This is a genomic window from Anabaena sphaerica FACHB-251, assembly GCF_014696825.1.
In the GTDB taxonomy this organism is placed as follows: domain Bacteria; phylum Cyanobacteriota; class Cyanobacteriia; order Cyanobacteriales; family Nostocaceae; genus RDYJ01.
This window is the reverse complement of sequence record NZ_JACJQU010000033.1, coordinates 16,449-35,380: the sequence shown is the minus strand read 5'-3', so window position 1 is coordinate 35,380 and position 18,932 is coordinate 16,449. Positions and strand designations below refer to the sequence as shown.

At 37.7% G+C, this 18,932-nt stretch carries 10 protein-coding genes and 1 pseudogene; 2 read left to right on the top strand and 9 right to left on the bottom strand.

The window, feature by feature from the left end; all coding sequences use genetic code 11:
• From H6G06_RS26195 to H6G06_RS26160, 8 genes and pseudogenes are all read right to left on the bottom strand, one after another.
• Window positions 1–227 (bottom strand): annotated as a pseudogene (locus H6G06_RS26195) (hypothetical protein); the annotation flags it as partial.
• A gap of 101 nt (window positions 228–328) precedes the next feature.
• Complete coding sequence (locus H6G06_RS26190) at window positions 329–1,759, bottom strand: P-loop NTPase family protein (protein WP_190564983.1); 1,431 nt, start codon at window positions 1,757–1,759, stop codon at window positions 329–331.
• Complete coding sequence (locus tag H6G06_RS26185) at window positions 1,737–1,904, bottom strand: hypothetical protein (protein WP_190564982.1); 168 nt, start codon at window positions 1,902–1,904, stop codon at window positions 1,737–1,739. The genes H6G06_RS26190 and H6G06_RS26185 overlap by 23 nt, the downstream gene beginning before the upstream one ends.
• A 1-nt stretch (window position 1,905) precedes the next feature.
• Window positions 1,906–2,088: a hypothetical protein gene (locus H6G06_RS26180; protein ID WP_190564981.1), complete on the bottom strand. Its 183-nt coding sequence runs from the start codon at window positions 2,086–2,088 to the stop codon at window positions 1,906–1,908.
• Window positions 2,078–2,677, bottom strand: coding sequence for a hypothetical protein (locus H6G06_RS26175; protein WP_190564980.1), 600 nt, complete (start codon window positions 2,675–2,677; stop codon window positions 2,078–2,080). Before H6G06_RS26175 ends, H6G06_RS26180 begins: the two co-directional genes overlap by 11 nt.
• A 66-nt stretch (window positions 2,678–2,743) precedes the next feature.
• Window positions 2,744–3,412, bottom strand: a complete 669-nt coding sequence (locus H6G06_RS26170; RefSeq protein WP_190564979.1) for a hypothetical protein — start codon at window positions 3,410–3,412, stop codon at window positions 2,744–2,746.
• A 153-nt stretch (window positions 3,413–3,565) separates the two neighbouring features.
• A complete protein-coding gene (locus H6G06_RS26165; RefSeq protein WP_190564978.1) occupies window positions 3,566–4,315 on the bottom strand; it encodes a hypothetical protein in 750 nt (249 codons plus the stop codon).
• 4 nt (window positions 4,316–4,319) lie between these two features.
• The gene (locus H6G06_RS26160; protein ID WP_190564977.1) at window positions 4,320–4,748 is read right to left on the bottom strand and encodes a hypothetical protein; all 429 of its coding nucleotides are present in this window, start codon (window positions 4,746–4,748) and stop codon (window positions 4,320–4,322) included.
• A 317-nt stretch (window positions 4,749–5,065) separates the two neighbouring features.
• Here H6G06_RS26160 and H6G06_RS27945 point away from each other — a divergent pair, with 317 nt between their 5' ends.
• Entirely contained in the window at window positions 5,066–5,233 is a 168-nt protein-coding gene (locus H6G06_RS27945; protein ID WP_338422995.1) for a ribbon-helix-helix domain-containing protein, read from the top strand.
• Between the two features lie 883 nt (window positions 5,234–6,116).
• On the top strand, window positions 6,117–9,464 hold the full coding sequence (locus tag H6G06_RS26150; RefSeq protein ID WP_190564976.1) for a PriCT-2 domain-containing protein: 3,348 nt from the start codon (window positions 6,117–6,119) through the stop codon (window positions 9,462–9,464).
• A gap of 3,460 nt (window positions 9,465–12,924) precedes the next feature.
• Here the strand turns inward: H6G06_RS26150 and H6G06_RS26145 are convergent.
• The gene (locus H6G06_RS26145) at window positions 12,925–18,702 is read right to left on the bottom strand and encodes a DUF4011 domain-containing protein (RefSeq protein ID WP_190564975.1); all 5,778 of its coding nucleotides are present in this window, start codon (window positions 18,700–18,702) and stop codon (window positions 12,925–12,927) included.
• Window positions 18,703–18,932 lie beyond the last annotated feature (230 nt).

Here is an 18,932-nt window from a genome sequence, read left to right as displayed (position 1 = left end):
CTGAATACAGCACCGTCACAAATTGCAACTAATTCATTAACTGAACAGATAGAACCTAATGACCAATTACCCGTTATTACCTCTAAATAATCAGGTGTTTCCACATCTTCTAGTAGTCCAATAAATTCAAAACCATCTGATAGCAAAGCAGATGCAACATAGCTATCCTTGGGAGAAAACCAGCATGGTAAACTCCGGGGCTTATCGGGGTATTCGATATCCTTCATAATGTTTATTTGGTAGTGGTAATTGAAGGCATTAATGCCAGTGCTACCAGTGACATTCGATGTCAAGCATCGCGCTATTTTTAATTGGGTAGCTGTTTTATTTAGTTTTCAAAGTCTAAAGGTTTACCATTGAAATGCTGATGTATTTTCTCAGGTCGCAACCAATCAGGTAATGTAACTGGGTGTTGTTCTAATTCATTACCATCAGCATCTACTAACCCTTCTAATATGCCTTTAAAAAGTGGTTTAGATTGTGGTGTGGTTTTTAAATTTAATCTGTATGTTTGGGTTTTGATTGGTTCTGAAATACCACTACATCCACCTAAGCAATCTTGAGTTAAGTTATGGCTAATTAAAATACAATGTTCGTTCCGCTTTCTGGGTGTGGCAATTACAAAAGGCACTATATTAGGAGCATTATCAAATTTACCTTTAGCATTGGTCAATTCATCCCAAATAGATACAATAGGGTTATCTTTTAAGGTTCTATGTTTTGAGCGTTCAATAGCTGCTATGTAGCCATCGTTGTAAGATTCCCAATCAATTCCTTGTCCATAAATATTAGGTTCTAATGGTACTAGAAATTTCCAAGCATCATTTTTATTCTGGTCGTAGTCAATATCTGCTATTGATTCGATTTTGGCATCTATCAGGTAATGTTTCAGGAGTGCGATGGCTGCTGCTGTATAGCTTTTATAACTGCCAGCTTTACCATGAATGATAATGGGGGTGAATGATTCTACTAGATACCATAACCAACTGTTTTCATGAGACTTGAGTGCATTGATTAATGATTGTTTTAGTTGTTCATTGGGTGTAATTTTGGTAGTATCTTCTGTTTTGGAAGTGCCAGATAGTTTGTCTAACTTCCGTTTTATTTCTGCTGTTTCTAATTGATTCTTAGCTGTTTGTAACTCCAGTTGTGATACTTCGACCTGATGAGTTTTAACTGCTATTTCACCTTGTAACTGTCCGTTTAGGTGGTCAAGTTGTAGTTCCCCATCACTTTTCATAGCTTGGATGGTTTCTGATGTTTGACGTGCTATGACTTGTTTGGTGATTTCTGCTTGGTTACTTTTGGTAAATCCAAATAAATCTATGTGCGTTTGTTCTAGTAAGTCGTTTTCGAGTGCCTTGATTTTCAGCAGTTTGAATTGAGAATGAACTGCTTTTTCTTGATGGTCAGTAAGTGCTTTACTTACTCCATAAGCAGTTAATAGGAATAGGGAACTAGCTACACCCCACACTACTGCTTTGTCGTTTTCAGGTGGAAGGATTTTTAAGACTGTTATATTGTTGTCAAATAACTGATTACGTCGTTCTTTATCTACTAAATAACTAACACCACGTTTTATATCAGCACCTCTACAACTGCTGTTTACATTACAGTACAATGTCTCTGTATGTTTGATGGAATCATTAAACATGGGTATGGATGCACTGAAACCACAGGTTAATAAAACTCCTACCAGGATTGTAGAGTTACGACGCTGTTTTGTTAATTTAGAGTTAAATTCTGTTATTTCTTGCATAATCTATACCCCAGTCCCAATATTTTGTGTCCCAAAAACTACCACCGTATACCCCATCATCAGTAAAGATTAAAATTACCTTGTTTCCTTTGAGGACAAATCTAAAATGCTCTTTGGGAATAGCATTTAATTCTTCTTGTGTCATTTTAACGACCTCCCAACAGCCTATATATAAACTCACCAACACCGGACTTTTGCAACCATTCAAGCAGTGAGTTGATGTTAAGAACAATGTCAACAAAACCCCGCGCTAAATAATTAATAGTAATGGCTGTCGCCAGTGCTGATATCCACCAATGAATACATCCCCAGTTACCTTTAATCTTCATTTTGATTAACTCCTGTATTATCGGTATTAGAAAATTTTTTAAATATCCCTATTAGTGCAATTGCTGACAAACCAATCAACAAGGATAAACCCATGTTGGGTAATTGAAAGCTTAATCCTTCTGCGGATCTAATTTCTTGGTAGGTTTGGTTTATCTGTGCGTAAGTGTTAGCAACTTCTGTACTAATTTTGGTTGTACCCTGCCAACTTACTCCTATACCAATTGCTAGTTTAATAATTCCTACTAACGGCTTTTGACCTAGTGAAAATTCCCATGATTCGCTACTAATTGAAAAGTTGAAACTATCACCAAAATCAATTAATCCTGGTAAACAACTTACACAAAAACTAGCTAATTGGATGATTGATAATGTTACCTGTAACTCAAATAGCAACCAACTGAGGGAACAACTGCTAAACTGACAAGCTATGAATAATAAACCGCTATCTATACGCTTTCTAGCTTCAATATCCTGATATAATTTAGCTTCTATTCTGCTTAAATATCTGACTGTTTCTTGATTAATTTGCGTAGATTCTTCACTATCTAGTTCCGAATCTAGCTCCGGTGGTGTGTGCGGTGCTAACATAGTATTTAGAATGTAAAATTAACCTGATGCTTCCCCCAACCATTAACCGTGATTGGGGGATTACAATTAAAAACCTAATGCTCCTAATAACTGCTGAATTTTGCCTTTAATGCCTCTATAATTCTTCTGAGGAATTAAATCTACTCTGGCATCGTTGCCATTATCTAGGTACTCATCAATTACTTTCTCTTGATATTTTTTATCTGCCTCAATTTGTTTCCATTCGGGTCTGTTATTCTGCTCTAATACTGCTACGTCACGGTCAACTCCAACTAGAAAAGCATCCATATATCCTTTGACTTCTTGATAATTTAGTTGGTACTTGTGACGGTCATTTTCTAGTTTCTTGTCAATTAAATATTGTGCTGATAGTTCGATTTTACCGTGTACGAATTTTCTATCAGCTATTGCAGTAGCGTTAGCTGCTTTGTCTATTGCCAATGTGCTTTTACCAGCAGCTTGTAGAATATCTGCAAGGGCTAAGTTATAGGTTTCTGTACCTTCTATGATTTCCAAATATTGCTCTTTCAGTCTAGGAGCGTATTTAGTCATAAATTCGGCTTGTCTGTGGAGTTCACCAATTCGTTGAACTGCTATCAAATCTCCCATCACTGCTTTTTCAAAGTCAGCTAGGGTAATTCCAAATTTGGCTGATAGTTGACTGTTTAATGCTTTACCTTTTGGGGTGACATGGTTCTTTATTTTCATATTCTTAGCGGGTGGTAATGCTTTCATTGTGGTATTTCTAGATATAGGTTAGGGTCGGTAAAATATCTGTGAGTGGGTTTGGTTATCCGGTGGTTGAAGCGTAGGTTATCGAAGATAAATAAACCTGATAAAAGGATAATTCCTAATAAGACTACTGTAGGATTTATCCTCAATTTAATGTTAGGATGCTTCTGGGAGTTGGAAACATTTGAGCGTTGACTTGACTTTGCTTTTAAAGTCTTTTGATTGTTGCTGTAACTGTTGGTTTATGTTGCGTAATCCATCAGTTAATTGTTGGCTGTTAGCGTTAAACCCATCAGTAGCAACCTGTACTATTTCCTGCAAAGTCTCATCAATTTTTTGGGAGTTGTTAGCTATTCTGTGTTGAATAAATGCGATGATTGCCCCTTTGATTTCCTCCAAGGTTTCCTGCAAGTCATCTGAACTACAGTTAACATTAGTTGCTATTAATTCGATTTCATCTTCGTTTAAAACAACTCCTAAACCTTGTGCTGTGCTACTAACTAATTCATTTTTGGTAGTGGTTGCTAGTTCTGAAGATTGGGGTATTTCCTCGTTCTCTGTTTTTGGAGTAAACAAGGCTGGATGGGTATAAAATTCTTCTAATTCTTCAATAGTGGATGGATTGGTTGTGGTTTCTGGTTCTATTTCGTCAGAATTGTTGTTAGTTAAAGTTTCCAGTTCTGTTGCAGCTTCATTAGTGGTAGCTGGTTCTACATCTTCCCCAATTACTGTTAGCTTGGTAGCTGTACTCATGAAGTAATCAGTAGCTTGGTTAGTTTCCTGCTTTGTAATCTTGTTCACATTGCTTACAGTATTTTCTAGATGAGTTATAATGTCTTTTAATTCGACTTTTACCCCTTTACGAGATAGACGTGATTGCACTCTTTTGGCAACTATGGTTAACATTTTTTTACGCTCCTATTCTGTGTTTTTTGGCTTTGAAAATCAAGGCATTAGTCAGTACCATCATGGCTGTTTGACGGTCGTACCATTGAGACTTTTTAAACTTAGTCCCACAGCGATAAAACCAACGATAAACAGTTGTGATATCAGGAGAGATATTGAGAGAGTTATTAATTAATTTAATTAGCTTTTCTCCTGTTACTCCTAACCCTAATTCTCCTGATAGAGTCTCACCATAATCGGTTAATTGGTTCTTAATTTCTGGGTAAAGATTGAAGTAGCGGGGGTTAAGTTTGCGTAGGTTGATGATGACCTTTAACCCGTCTTTGTCCAGTGGGATATCAGCAGTGTTGGCCAGCTTTTTGATTTTTGACCAGTGTGAGTCACTGCACCTCTGGTTGATCAAGGTTTCGTAAATCGTTCTTGACTGTTCCATAAGCTGTCAAAATGCGAACTCTAATTTCTGCATTTTTATAGTGCAAACTGGTTTCACGCCTTGATTTATCGTTATTGCACGGGTCGTCACTTCGTGCGTAGTCATGCACAGGGGTAAAAATGCAGTATTGAATAGTCTTGTTAAGACGTTGCACGCTCACCAATTCCTTAACCCGCAGGACTTACAAGGATGCAATGGTCGTTCACAACTTTCTCAACTAATGCTATGTTAGCGTATAACATGAGAACTTATCAAGACTTACCAACATGAGAAGTAGAAAGATTTTGTTAAAAGGTTGTATGTTGAGATAAAAGATTATGATGTCTAACGACGTGAGAACAGAGAAAATAAACTTTACTTGTGACCCTGAAACGAAGCAATACCTTAGAATTTGGGCAGCAAGAGAGAGCAGGACTTTATCTAATTTGGTTGAAAAGCTAGTAGTGGAGGCAATAGAACAAGACAAGAAAAATCAAACTAAATAACAGCACCAGGAGCGATTGCCTCCGGCACTGGCTAGAGCCAATGGTCTACTCCCGCTACTCCCTGTTACTCCCCCAAAAATTTAAAAATTTAGGATAGTAACCTCACCAATTACGCCAACTTTACGCCAACGCGATCGCCTCCTCCGAACCATGAAAATTGAATAAAAAAAGTCCAAACTTCCTGGAACTCCCTTTTCAGGAAGCTTTAACAACCTTGTTATGCAAGGCTTTCATTAATTTTTATTGCCTTCAATCAAAATCAAGGATGACGATCTCATAACTACCACCATTTGTGCAAAGTGCGATTGCCTCCGGCACTGCGCTCCGCGCAATCGCCTCCGGCGGGCAGGTACGCCATCGCAAAACACCATAACCGTAGTTACACAACTATAGTTACTCTTGCTAATCTCTGAAGCTTATGCAACATTCAATAAAGGCGGTTTTGTCCGATGGATTGGCAAATAAGAACGACATCAAGACGACTGAAAACGCCAAAAATAGGGCTGATAAGAGATTCAGCGATTACCTGAAATTCTGCCAAAACCCATAAAAACGCCAAAACCCACTGCGGTAACAGTGGGTCAAGGCAATTGATTTAATCCCAAAATGCTGTGAGTGTTGTTTGCCCTTCACAAGATCAGCAGGTGGGAAATACTTTCTCGAAACCAAATTTTTGGAGGGATTTATGCCCCCAAAATTTTGCACGAATTCTACACGCACATCCACTAAAGGAGTTGAGTATGTCTCCAAAAAAGTGGACTGGATCTATTCTACTCAAATCCAGCACACACAAGCAATATAATTTCCATGTAATACAAAATATTACATCACGACAAGTTTTTTTGATATATCCTCTCACCTTCAAATTATTGGAGGTGTGGTCATGAGAAGCTTCAATTACTCAGTCAACGCCACAGGCCGCAATAAAGATTGGGATTTTAGAAACCTTGCTAAAAACTTCCAAGATAAACAGGGTACTCTTGATAACGTAATCAATGACGTTAAATCAGGCCATGCCCTGAGTGCCGGCTTATTTGGTGGCAGATGGAGAAGTAAAGCCAACGTCATCGGTTCTCAGTGGTTACTACTGGACATAGACAACTCTGGTAAAGATGAAAATGGCTCTAAGTGCTACCAACATCAACTCACATTAGATGAAGCACTAGAACATCCATTTATTAAACAATACTGTGCGTTAATCTACACAACAGCTAGTCATCAACCAGACTGGCATAAATTCCGGTTAATTTTCCTACTACCTGAGTTTGTTCGAGGTACTGAAACTGTAGAGGTACTAACTCGTTACCTCATGCAGCAGCTACCCCATGACCCCGCTTGTAAAGATGCTTCACGGGTGTTTTACGGGTCAACAGAGGCAACATTCCCATTAATTAACCCTGATGCCTATTTACCCCAATTTTGGATAGATGAGGCAATATCTGTTGCCCATCAAGAAAGAATTGAATACCAACGCCGGATAGCGGAAATAGAAAAGCGTCGTCAGCAGCTACAAGACCAGGCAACAGCTAATGATTGGGACGTAGATCAGCTGATCCAACAAGCTTTAAGCTATATTCCCCCACGTAGTCCCGGTAGTGGTAATTATCAAGAATGTTTACAAGTCTTGATGGCACTAAATGGTCATTATGGACCCGTTGACGCTGAAATAATAGCAGAAAGTTGGAGTCCATCAATCAGGGGGACTACTTGGAACATTCGCGCCAAAATTAAGAGTTTCAGGGGTCGTTCCGGTATAACCATCGGTACTCTATTTCATATTGCTAAACAGTATGGATTTAGATTTCCATCTGTCAAAAAATCAACCCCTAACTACGACTACCAAGAGGAAAGAGAGAGAGAAGATCAGAAAAGACGGTTTTATGATTGGGTTGATTTTAGACAACAGATAAAGAAGATTGTCAAACCAATCAAGGAAGCATTTAAAGGCTTTGGGGAACAAACCAAAGAACCACCAAAGCAAGATAATAAACCTGCTAACGTTGACATCTGGTTTAGTTCTCAAGATAGAGGCAAAATTTACCAAGAAATAGCTACATATGAAAAATATCAGGGGTGTAAATACATTCTCGATACATCTGCGGCTGGAAGTGGTAAATCTCATCATATAGGAACATTAGAACCAAGTGATTTAAAAGCTGCTAAATTGTGGTATATCAGCAGTGACCATAGAAACCCAACCACATCAACAATAGAATCTAACTATGTAGATTTACCAGTAAGAAATAATGGGTTATATGCAGATTCAACTCAGTTGACTCCTAACGGTAATCCCAAAGTTCACTGGCCAGAAAAAGGACAAGTCCCCAATGTAAAAGGAAATTGCGATCGCGCTCCTTTATTTAGAAAGTTAGCATCCAAAGGTTATCAGAATGAAGCTAATAGCGAAGCAAGTCTAAACCCCATTTGTGGAACTTGCAAATATAAATTTAATTGCAGTGGTCACTATCCAGACGGTAAAGAAGCTGCTTATATTCCTGGCAATACTTTTCGTGCAGATAGAAAGAATGCTTTATTAGCAGACAGAATTAGATGTCACATTGATAGTTTACCTAGTGATATTCCTGATAATTCTATTGCTTTCGTGGATGAGTTCTCACGTCAGGTAAATCGTATTCAATCAACAGAACTTGGTTTAACTGAATATGAAAAAACAGTTGCAACTATAGCAACTGAATTACCGAAAGCATGGGAACTGATTAAGGATTTTATCTCTCCACTACATGAATATTTATCCTACTCCCACAAAGAAGCATATTATGGCTATTCTCATCTGGAAGTAATGGAGATATTTGGCAAGATTGATAAATCAAAGATTGCGGATATTATCAACGAATTGAAGATATTAAACCCCGACTTGGAGGAAATTTTTTCGGAAGCTGATGGACTTGACAACTATGAGGGAATGTCAAAAAAACTGATCAGGACTTTGAAAAGAGGATTCCTGAGAGAAGCTGCTAAACAGTCTTATCAGATGTTGGATGATTTGGCGATAAACTGGCTAATTCCCCTCTTAGAAATTTATGCTGGTTTGATTCCTGGTAACTTCAGAATCAAGAATCATAAGCTAATAATCGCTACCGAAAATAATAGACAAGTTGAGGTATTAGACAAGTTTAAAAAAGTATTCCTATTAGATGCAACAGCAACCCGTGAAAGCGTAGCTCTAGAATTGGGCATTAACCCAGATGAGATATTAGTTATCTCTGAAAATCTGCCAAACTATTCTAATTTGGAAATTGTGCATATCACGGATCTAGGATTATGTGGAAAGAATAGATCCGAGTTGAAACAGACACAAATAGCAGCAATCACAAAGCATCTACAGTCAAAACATGACAGGTTAAAAGTTATTGATCATCTAGCTTGTGTGGAAGATGGTCAGGGATATTGGTATGTAGATAATCGTGGTTCTAACAAATACATAAATGTAGATGCACTGCTTTGTATTGGTACACCTTACCCAGACTTGGGTGCGATCGCCCAAAAATACTCAATCCTGACTGGGGACTTTGATACCAGTAAAGATAACCCCAATTTCCAAAACTATCTAAACCATCAGGTCAAGGCAGAAATTATTCAAGGAGTAGGCAGACCGAGGGCAAATAGAAGGCCAGAACAAAAAATCAAGGTTTACCTTACCACCAACACAGATATATCCTACCTCAGTAGCTACTATCCAGGATGCACAATAGAGGAAACGGAAGCGTTTAAGCTTAATCCTGAAGCTGGTAACAAAACTCAATGGTTACAGTACCAAATTGTACAAGCTGCTAAACAGATTTGGGAAGCAGGGGAGAAATTAACCCAAAAGGCGATCGCTTCTTTAGCAGGTGTCACCCAAGGCAGAATATCTCAAGTTGCTGCTGATTTTGGGGGATGGCCTGCACTGAAAAAAATATTAATTTCCCTATTAGATAGCCTATATAGGAAAACTAATAATTTTTCTGGTCCCCTGACTGAGAACCAGCAGTTTTATGTAGACCAGTTTTTACCCCTCCTAGCACAAGAGGAAACCATAGATCCGACTGACGTGGCTACAACCCTTGATGATATTGGGGATGAGGCAGAAGTTAAGTTAGTTCTGTCTAGAGTGCCATTTGAAACAAAATTGCTACTGATTATTAAAATACTTGCTCACATTCCAGATGAGTTTGTAGAAATAATTACTCCACTCATACCCAAAGAGATGATTTTTCAGGACGGGTCTTAAAGAAAAAATCAAAAATTTTAACTCTGTGATTGCTGTATTTGGTGATTGCCTTCGGCACTGGCGTAGCCAATCGCAAAACTTACCCTATCATCTCCCGGTACTAAAAAGTTCTCGGTTCATATTTTAGATTGGTTGCGATTGTAAGAAGGTACTGGTGAGATGAGAACGTGAACAAAGAAGATTGAAAATCAGCTTAAAAGTGTTGCAATAGCAGAACCATATACTGAGAAAAAGTAAACCAAAAACACTAGGATTTTTGGCTGCTTTGGGTAATGTCTTCTTAACAGGGAAATGCACATTGCGACATGGCTTGCTACGCGCCAAACGTTGTTTTTTTAGCGTTTGTTATAACGACTTGAGTGGCGTTGAGTTGGCGTTGAATTGGCGTTCGAGTGGCGTTTGAGTGCCAAATAATTATCAATAAGCCTTTTTATTGACAGTTTTTAAGTATACAAATGGCATACAGTGGCGTTGAGTTGGCGTTGAGTTGGCGTTGAATTGGCGTTCAAGTGGCGTTTGAATGGCGTTTGAATGGCGTTTCAGTGCCATATTTTTTGATGAAACAGGTTCATTAAAAAAGTGAGCAGCTATGAGACAAGTTCATTAAAAATCTGAGTATGATTGATTCGACTTGAGTTTTTTTTGTCTAACTCGCAGATGCTCCTGTGAGAAGTCGAAAAATTCACCATGATCAGACCAGTTAAACAGAATAGGAAAATCCACCCACTTTGTAATTATCTGTTAATAACTACATCCCAAACTTTCACATAAAGCTATTTCACAGTGATGCGATAGCATCTGACGGAAGTAACACATCCATTTACCCCATTGTTTTATTTACTTGAGTGCTACTCTTTCTTCATAATTGATGACAGCAAGCTTAAACATCAACCAGTAAACACAATAAATTGAGTGACTTTAGCACCAGTTGGCACACAAATTCCCCAAATTCTGCACCAAAGAAGATAGCTAACTTCCCAACCAGCAATAAAATATTGCAATCAGATTGTGCTGAAATTGCACCACATCTGTGCAGAACTGCACCAAATTACCGCCTTTAGGGTAACTCGACTTAGTGGGTAAAAATAAAAGTGTACTTACTACGCTTTTATTTTCCAGGACAGTAAATCGCATTAGCTTCACACACCCCTTGGCACAGAAATTGTGTTTATTTGTGGCTGTACTGTGGCTACATTGTGGAGTTGTGTGGCTTTCTATTCTCAATAATTCATTTTAATGCCAATGGTCAAAAGTACGTTATGTTGTTTTGTGGTTTTTTGAGGATTATTGTGTAAAGTTGTGGAATATTTGGGGATATTATTGTGTCTTGTGCGGCGTTGATGTATCTGTATGTGGCTCAAAAACTGAGCTAAAATGTTAGCTCTAACAATCAAAAATTTGGTTCACTCAAATAAAATAATGTGAACTAATAATGTGAACTGAACAACTGAAACAATGTTGAGTATAATTGCTCATTTTTGAAATCCTAGCCAATCCTAGCCAATCCCAACCAATCCTAGCCAAACCTAGCCAAATTTCGGCTTTGTTAGTAGTACGAATCAACTAAAAATACTTTTTTGGTAAAAAAGGTGTGGCCAAACCTAGCCAAACCTAGTCAATTTTAAGTAATGGCTCTATATTTGTATATTAATTTACGTATTAAGTAAATAACCATGAAATCCTCACGATTTAATAAGTACAATTGCTTATTTTAAAAATCATGTCAAATTGTAGGCAAAACTAGGCAAGTGTAGGCAATTTACAGACATTTTCGGTAGTACATAATAACTATACTGAGGTTTTTTGTTGAAAATGTGTGTCCGACATTGCTCAAGTGTAGGCAAGTGTAGGCAAAACTAGGCAAGTGTAGGCAAGTGTAGGCAAAAGTGGGCAACAGATTATTTTACCTTTTTTACCACCTGAAAAGTACCTTGAAACCCTTACTAGACAATGATTTGAAGACTGTTAAGTAATGCTGTGATTAATCATACAAGATTACGTACTAAAATTGATTCACAGTGAGACGCAAGCCATGTTTTGTGTATACGTTATGGTGGCGTTTATTAAACTCCACACCTGGCGATTGCCTCCCTAAGCAGGTTTTGAGTAGAGTGATATCTATTTTTTGGATGAGGTTATGTGAGCGATGCCGAAGGCGAGTGAAGCGATTGGCTCTCGCCAGTGCCGGAGGCAATCGCATTTATTGCCTACGACACAGGTGAAGCCAAACGACTACGATACAGGTGAAGTCAATTGCATTTTCAAAGCTCACCCTACCTGGAAAATAAAAATTCAAGAAAATATTTTTGAGTGGGAGTGATTATCAAGTTAGAGCGTTCCATCTCAACACTCACTGGTTTGTACTTCAAATGTAGTTTTATCGTAAGTCACTTAATAAGTATAGTTGCTTAAATTTTAGTTTTGGTCAAAAGTGGTCACTCGATGGTCATGTTTTGGGCATGAGATGGACAATTGATATGGTTAGTGCTGGTTAACAACACTCTATAGGCTATTTTGATTCCAAAAATTATTGGCGAGTGAGTAAAAAGTGGTCATGTGATGGTCACGTTTTGGTCACGCGGTGGTCACGTAATGAGGATGATCAATTTAGCTCTTATCTTGCGTGTATTACTGTTACACAACCATCAAACCTTGACTAGATAAGGATTTGGCTGTTATTCCTAACTGCGTAATTAATCATACAAGATTAGGTGCTAAAATTGATTCACGGTGAGACGCAAGCCATGTTTTGTGCATGCGTTATAGTGGCGTTTATCTAAACTGCACCTCTGGCGATTCTTTCCCCAAGCAAAGGTTTTGAAAAATTAAAATATATTTTCGTGGGGTAGTTTGGGGTCAAATCGCTAAACCCCTATCTGTATCCCTGTCCTGTATCCAACTCCACTACATCCCATTTCAACACTCACTGGTTTGTAATTCAAATGTAGTTTTATCGTAAGTCACTTAATAAGTATAATTGCTTAAATTTTAGTTTGGGTCAAAAATGGGGACGCAATGGGGACGGAGTGGGGACGCTGTGGGCAGGAATGGACGAAAGATATATTTACTGCTGGTTAACAACACTCTACACGCTATTTTGATTCAAAAAATTATTGGTGAGTGGGTCAAAAATGGGGACGCAATGGGGACGGAGTGGGAACTATAAATTGGTGCTACATTCCTGCGTATATATACTGTATTTTACGTTGAAAGCCTTACTAAATAATCCATTCAGGAAAACTAGATAGTTCCCCAAAGGCAATTACGCCAAATCTCGCCACTGTTTTCAAGGCTAATACTTACTCTATGCCATTGGCGAGGTTTTACTTGTCGTTATTTGGCGAGAATCTAACCGTTCCTGAAAAATGCTCCTTCACAATAGGAGAGTAAACGTTATGGCACTTTTGTTTACCAATTGGGGTATCTCGCAGGCTACCCTATTCGACATCGTTAAAAATACTTATTGGTCAAGTTGTTTGATTCTTTCCATCAACAAACGAACTTGAACAGGTTTATTACGAAACCAGTCTGTTGACCAAATCCGATGAATTTTCCAGCCTAGCTTTTCAAGAACCTGTTGTCTGAGGCGATCGCGATCTCTGGCAGTCGGTGAACTATGGTAAGATGCACCATCACACTCAATCCCCAGTAAAAACTCTCCTGAACGCTTATTATTGACTACAGCAAGGTCAATTCGATATCCTGAGCATCCAACTTGAGTGCGGATAGTGTATCCCTGCTGTACTAAAGCATGGTAGACATCTTCTTCAAATGGCGAGTCAAAATGAAGCGTATCCGTGTAAGAGTTGCCTTGCAGTCGTTCTCCACCACTCGCTGCGTATTCTAAGTAATTACGCAGTGCTTCTACACCTTTGCTTTTGGTGCGGGTTAAGTCAATGTCTCCAGCCTGTATGGAAGAAACGAGTGTAATTTTGCTTTTTGCCCGTGTTACAGCTACATTGAGCCGTCGTTCTCCACCCTGAGGATTCAGTGGTCCAAAGTTAAGAGAAAGTTTACCTTGATCATCACGAGCATAACCAATGCTGAGTATAATTGCATCTCGTTCATCACCCTGAACATTTTCCAAGGCTTTGAGAAAAAACTGAGGTGAGTTATCACTGCAAAATGTCTCAAAATCGGGATTTTCTTTCCCTAAAATCTCAATTTGCTCCTGAATTGCGTCGGCTTGTGCTTCGCTAAAGGCAATAATACCAAGGGATTGTTCGGGAAACTTTTGAAAATGCTCTAAGGCTAAATGAGCAACCACTTCTGCTTCGCGCCGATTATCTCTGCGTCCACCACGATCATAAACTCCATCAGGAACGTGCTTAAACCACACTCCCAAATCTGGATTTTGAATTGGGTTTGGAAAGGTAACTAACTGAGAATCATAAAAATGCTTATTAGAAAACGCTATCAAACGTTCATCTTGACTGCGATAATGCCATTTCAGCGTTCGCGCAAACATAAAATTTGAACATTCATCCAAAACGCTTTCATAGCTTGCATCATCGTCATCATTAATATCTTCCTCGTTGTCTCCAGTAGAAAAGAATGATGTGGGAGGAAGCTGTTTATTATCACCAATTACAACAACTTGATTAGAACGGATAATCGCAGGAACAACATCTTCTGTACGAAGCTGGGATGCTTCATCAAAAATGAGAACATCAAAATGAACTACATTTGGATTTATATATTGGCTGACCGAAAGCGGACTCATCATCCAGCACGGCTTTAAGGCTTTAACTAAATTTGGTATCCCTTTTTGTTTATCGTTGAGGAGTTTACGAATGGGCAAATGTTGTCTTCTCCTACTTACTTCTTTTTTCAGCCTTGGTAACTCAGCTTGGGCTAACGACGTTTTTTCCCAATCTTCCCAGCGTTGCACATGAAACTGTTTTAGACGTTCTCTAGCAGCATCTAGTTGATTATAATCGAGTTTAGCAAACTCGTTGATTAGCCGTTCATGTACTTCAAAGTTAAAATTCTTTAACTCAGGTTTTCTAGCAAGAATGGCCTCAAGACATATTTGATAAATGCGCTTTTCTAAAACTGGAAACCATTGCTCTGGTTGAATTTGATTGTCACGTAAAGCATCTAAGAATTTACTATTGGCAAGATTTTCGAGTTTTTGGTAAGTTTCTTTATAGGTTAACCATTCTTGAAAATAAGGCAATTCAGATTGAGCTAAGTTTAAAAATGTTTCTACTTCAACAAAAGCAATTTGATCATGAGGTAGGTAAGAATCTGTGAGATCGCTTTCGCTAAAGTGTGATAATAGGAAATCTAGTCCTTGCCTAATACTGTTATGGGCTAACTCATATTTCTTAATTAATTCAGCAAGTTCGCGCCGTCCAGAGGGAGAATTTATCACGCCCTGGACGGAATCAGCAGCAAGCGAATACTTTTGTAGGTCAACTAACCAACTTAAAGCTTGTTCGATTTCTTTTAATTCTGCTTCACTAGAAACTTCTGGATTAAATAAACAGCCAAAAACCTGACGTGGCTGGTAGTCAATATGACGTAGCTTATTTTGTATCAATTCAATAGGATTAGGTTGATTATCTCGCAAAGCATTTAAGAAATCTTGGAGTCCTAAACTTTCTAATTGCCCATATATTTCTTTATATGTTAACCATTTGCGGAAGTCGGGTAAGTTAGATTGAGCTATGTTTAAAAAATTTGCCAGTTCGGTAAATAAAATTTGATGGCGAGGTCGATATTGCCCAATAATATCATTCTCATTAAAGTATAAAAATAAGAAATCCATTCCCCGACTAATATCTTCAAGGAGAGATTCAAGTTTCTTAACTAATTCAGCAAGTTCGCGCCGTCCAGAGGGAGAATTTATCACGCCCTGGACGGAATCAGCAGCAAGCGAATACTTTTGTAGGTCAACTAACCAACTTAAAGCTTGTTCGATTTCTTTTAATTCTGCTTCACTAGAAACTTCTGGATTAAATAAACAGCCAAAAACCTGACGTGGCTGGTAGTCAATATGACGTAGCTTATTTTGTATCAATTCAATAGGATTAGGTTGATTATCTCGCAAAGCATTTAAGAAATCTTGGAGTCCTAAACTTTCTAATTGCCCATATATTTCTTTATATGTTAACCATTTGCGGAAGTCGGGTAAGTTAGATTGAGCTATGTTTAAAAAATTTGCCAGTTCGGTAAATAAAATTTGATGGCGAGGTCGATATTGCCCAATAATATCATTCTCATTAAAGTATAAAAATAAGAAATCCATTCCCCGACTAATATCTTCAAGGAGAGATTCAAGTTTCTTAACTAATTCAGCAAGTTCGCGCCGTCCAGAGGGAGAATTTATCACGCCCTGGACGGAATCAGCAGCAAGCGAATACTTTTGTAAGCCAATCAACCAATTTAAAGCTTGTTCAATTTCTTTTAACTCTGCTTCACTCGAAACTTCTGGATTAAATAAACAGCCAAAAACCTTACGGGCTGGGTAATTGATTTGATATAGATTGTTGCGTGCAGCTTGTATTTGAACAGCTTGCGCCAAATCACGTTTTAATTCGTTGTGGGAAATCTGTTCTTTTTTAATGCTTAGTTTCTTTAAAAGGTTGAAATCACGCCTGTATCTGGGATTAAAAACTCGAAGAATCCAAAAGCGGCTGTATTTTTGATATCTATTAGCTAAAGCAGGTAATTCTGCGGAGAAAAATTCAGGATAATATTTTTGTTTTAAATATGGCTCAGTTTCTTGCAGAAATTTGACATCCGCTTTTAACTTAGTGAAAGCATTCTGAGCAATTGATATATCTATTTCAGTCCAGTTATCAGGTAAATTATCTGGAGCTTTTGATATATGTTGAAGAGCAGGAAAACAAGATTCTACATCTCCCAAATTCAATAAAGGCTGAAGCTTGAGAATTATTTGAATCTGTTGACTGGTTGTCTGAATTAAAGAAATTGCTTGGTGAAGTTTTTGGATTTTATTATTTATTTCTAACTCTAGTGTCTCAGAGCAAGACTTTAAGGTACTTTTTGCCCAAATAGTTGTTTTTTCTTCTCTTAAAAATGGTAGTAATGAAGAAATTTGACTTAGCAAATTTTGTGCTTCTTGCGAAAGCTTCTTTTTTTCAATCTCTTTAATATCCGCTTGCAGAATAGTAAAATTATTCTGAGCAATGGATATATCTATTTCAGTCCAGTTATCAGGTAAATTATCTGGAGCTTTTGATATATGTTGAAGAGCAGGAAAGCAAACTTCTACATCTCTCAAATTCAATAAAGGCTGAAGCTTGAGAATTATTTGAAGCTGTTGACTGGTTGTCTGAATTAAAGAAATTGCTTGTTGAATTTTTTTGATTTTATTATTTATTTCTAACTCTAGTGTCTCAGTGCAAGACTTTAAAGTGCTTTGTGACCAAATAGTTGTTTTTTCTCCTCTTAAAAAGGGGAGAAATGAAGAAATTCGATTCAGCAAATTTTGTGCTTCTTGCGAAAGCTTCTTTTTTTCAATCTCTTTAATATCCGCTTGCAGAATCCTGAAAGCATCTTGAGCAATTGATATATCTACTCTAGTCCAGTTTTCTGGCAGATTGGATGGAGCTTTTTGTATGTATTCTAGGGCTGGATAACACCTATCGAGAGACTCTAAATTCAACAAAGGTTGAAATTGTAGAATACCCTGTAATTCTTGATTAATCTTTTGGGCTGAAAAAATTGCTTGCTTAAATTCCTCTATTTCCTCTGTAATTTGCAATTCCATCTCAAAGGAATAAGAATCTAGAGATGTTTTTGCCCAAATAGTTGTTTTTTCTCCTTTAAATAAAGGCAGAAATTGCGCTAATTGATTTAATAAATCTTTTGCTTCTTGTAATCTAGTAGGATTCCATTGACTGAAGTAGGAAAAGATGACATTGATGCTGGGAATTCCTTCGCGTTCTTTTTTCAAAAGCTCGCCAAATATCTCAAACGGTGATTTTTCTAAAGGCTTTTCTTTAGTGTGTAAACTTGTAAGATATAAAATTAATGATTGACGAGTAGAAACAAGCCTTTCAAAGAATAGGTGATTATTTTCTGCACTATGAATTTGTTTAACGTATTCAATAGTTTTTGATAAATTATTTACAAGCTCTCGCTTATCTGTTGTACCACTGTGGTGAAGATTAAGACACACATGATCTAAACCACATTCAGCCAAGCGTTTATAAACCACACTCAGTGCTGTCTCTTTTTCTGCAACTAATAAAACTGATTTACCAGTGCCAATCAGTTCCGCAATCATATTTACAATGGTTTGGCTTTTGCCCGTTCCTGGTGGACCTTGAACAACAAAGCTAGAACCAGCTTTTGCTGCTTCAATTACTACTTGCTGGCTGGAGTCAGCATCAAGAATTTGAAATATTCGCTCAGGCTTAACTCGTGAATCTAAAGCAGATGCAGGTAGGGGTTCTGTATAGTTAGACTGATAATTAGTTAAATCGCCACTAATCGCTTGCAAAATTGGGTGGTCAAAAATCAGAGATTCATTTTCGATAATGTCCCGAACCATTGCCGCCTTTGCATAAGAGAATATCGAGAGAAATACATTCTCTTTAATTTGCCATGTCTTTTGTTCTACTAACAGTTGGCGAATCTGGGTAATTAATTCATCATAAGTTTTTTCTTGTATAGCCTCTACCTCTGGAAGCTCAATCCCAAAAGTCTGTTTTAATTTTTGTGCCAGCGTTGGATTTAGTGCAATATCTTCCTCTAAAACCGATATTTTATAAACATCTCGTTTAGGTTCTTTAATTAAGGTTACAGGTACTAATATTAGTGGTGATAGCAACGCATCTTCTGGTTTATCCTTGTCGTACCAAGTCAACGTTCCAAGTGCCAGAAACAGACTATTTACCCCTCGTTCTTCAAATGATTTTCGAGCCTCAAGGCGTAATTTATTTAGCCGTTTTAGTTGCTCATTTCCTATTTGACGAGTAATTAGTTCGAGAGGATTTTTTTCTGATGCTAATGCTTTAATAGTTTTCAACTGGGTAATATCTTGTTCTTCGTCATCAATTATGAGAAAATGAAGCGATTTTTTCTCTTTTGTTAGCTTTGTGAAGAGAACATTTGGTTGTTCTGTCAGAATTTCTAAAGTTCGAGGATTATCTTGCCGAAACTTGATTAGAGGATTCCGTCGTCCCAAGTCAGCCAGCCCAGCTTTCCACTTGACAATTTTTTGAGCAAGATTTTGTTGAGAAATGGAAGCTGACTGTCGCATAGTTGCTTTTCTTGTAAATAGGCCTACTGCCTAATATTATACTACCCTTTTAATGGGTGAATATTTACCAATAAGCTATCATACAGCACTTCTCGGTGTTATGAGGTACGCGCCTAGTAGTCAAGATGCCTACGTTGATTGCTCACAAGCGTATAGACAGGAGTATAGAAATAAGTACAGAAGTAAAACAAACTTACTATTATAAGCAAAGATTATGATAAAGCCCAAAA

What these genes read in the sequence shown, in the direction of transcription:
- H6G06_RS26180 (WP_190564981.1), bottom strand. Translation starts at nt 2,088, where the DNA reads ATGAAGATTAAAGGTAACTGGGGATGTATTCATTGGTGGATATCAGCA.
- H6G06_RS26165 (WP_190564978.1), bottom strand. Translation starts at nt 4,315, where the DNA reads ATGTTAACCATAGTTGCCAAAAGAGTGCAATCACGTCTATCTCGTAAA.
- H6G06_RS26150 (WP_190564976.1), top strand. Translation starts at nt 6,117, where the DNA reads ATGAGAAGCTTCAATTACTCAGTCAACGCCACAGGCCGCAATAAAGAT.
- H6G06_RS26185 (WP_190564982.1), bottom strand. Translation starts at nt 1,904, where the DNA reads ATGACACAAGAAGAATTAAATGCTATTCCCAAAGAGCATTTTAGATTT.
- H6G06_RS26175 (WP_190564980.1), bottom strand. Translation starts at nt 2,677, where the DNA reads ATGTTAGCACCGCACACACCACCGGAGCTAGATTCGGAACTAGATAGT.
- H6G06_RS26160 (WP_190564977.1), bottom strand. Translation starts at nt 4,748, where the DNA reads ATGGAACAGTCAAGAACGATTTACGAAACCTTGATCAACCAGAGGTGC.
- H6G06_RS26145 (WP_190564975.1), bottom strand. Translation starts at nt 18,702, where the DNA reads ATGCGACAGTCAGCTTCCATTTCTCAACAAAATCTTGCTCAAAAAATT.
- H6G06_RS26170 (WP_190564979.1), bottom strand. Translation starts at nt 3,412, where the DNA reads ATGAAAGCATTACCACCCGCTAAGAATATGAAAATAAAGAACCATGTC.
- H6G06_RS26190 (WP_190564983.1), bottom strand. Translation starts at nt 1,759, where the DNA reads ATGCAAGAAATAACAGAATTTAACTCTAAATTAACAAAACAGCGTCGT.
- H6G06_RS27945 (WP_338422995.1), top strand. Translation starts at nt 5,066, where the DNA reads ATGATGTCTAACGACGTGAGAACAGAGAAAATAAACTTTACTTGTGAC.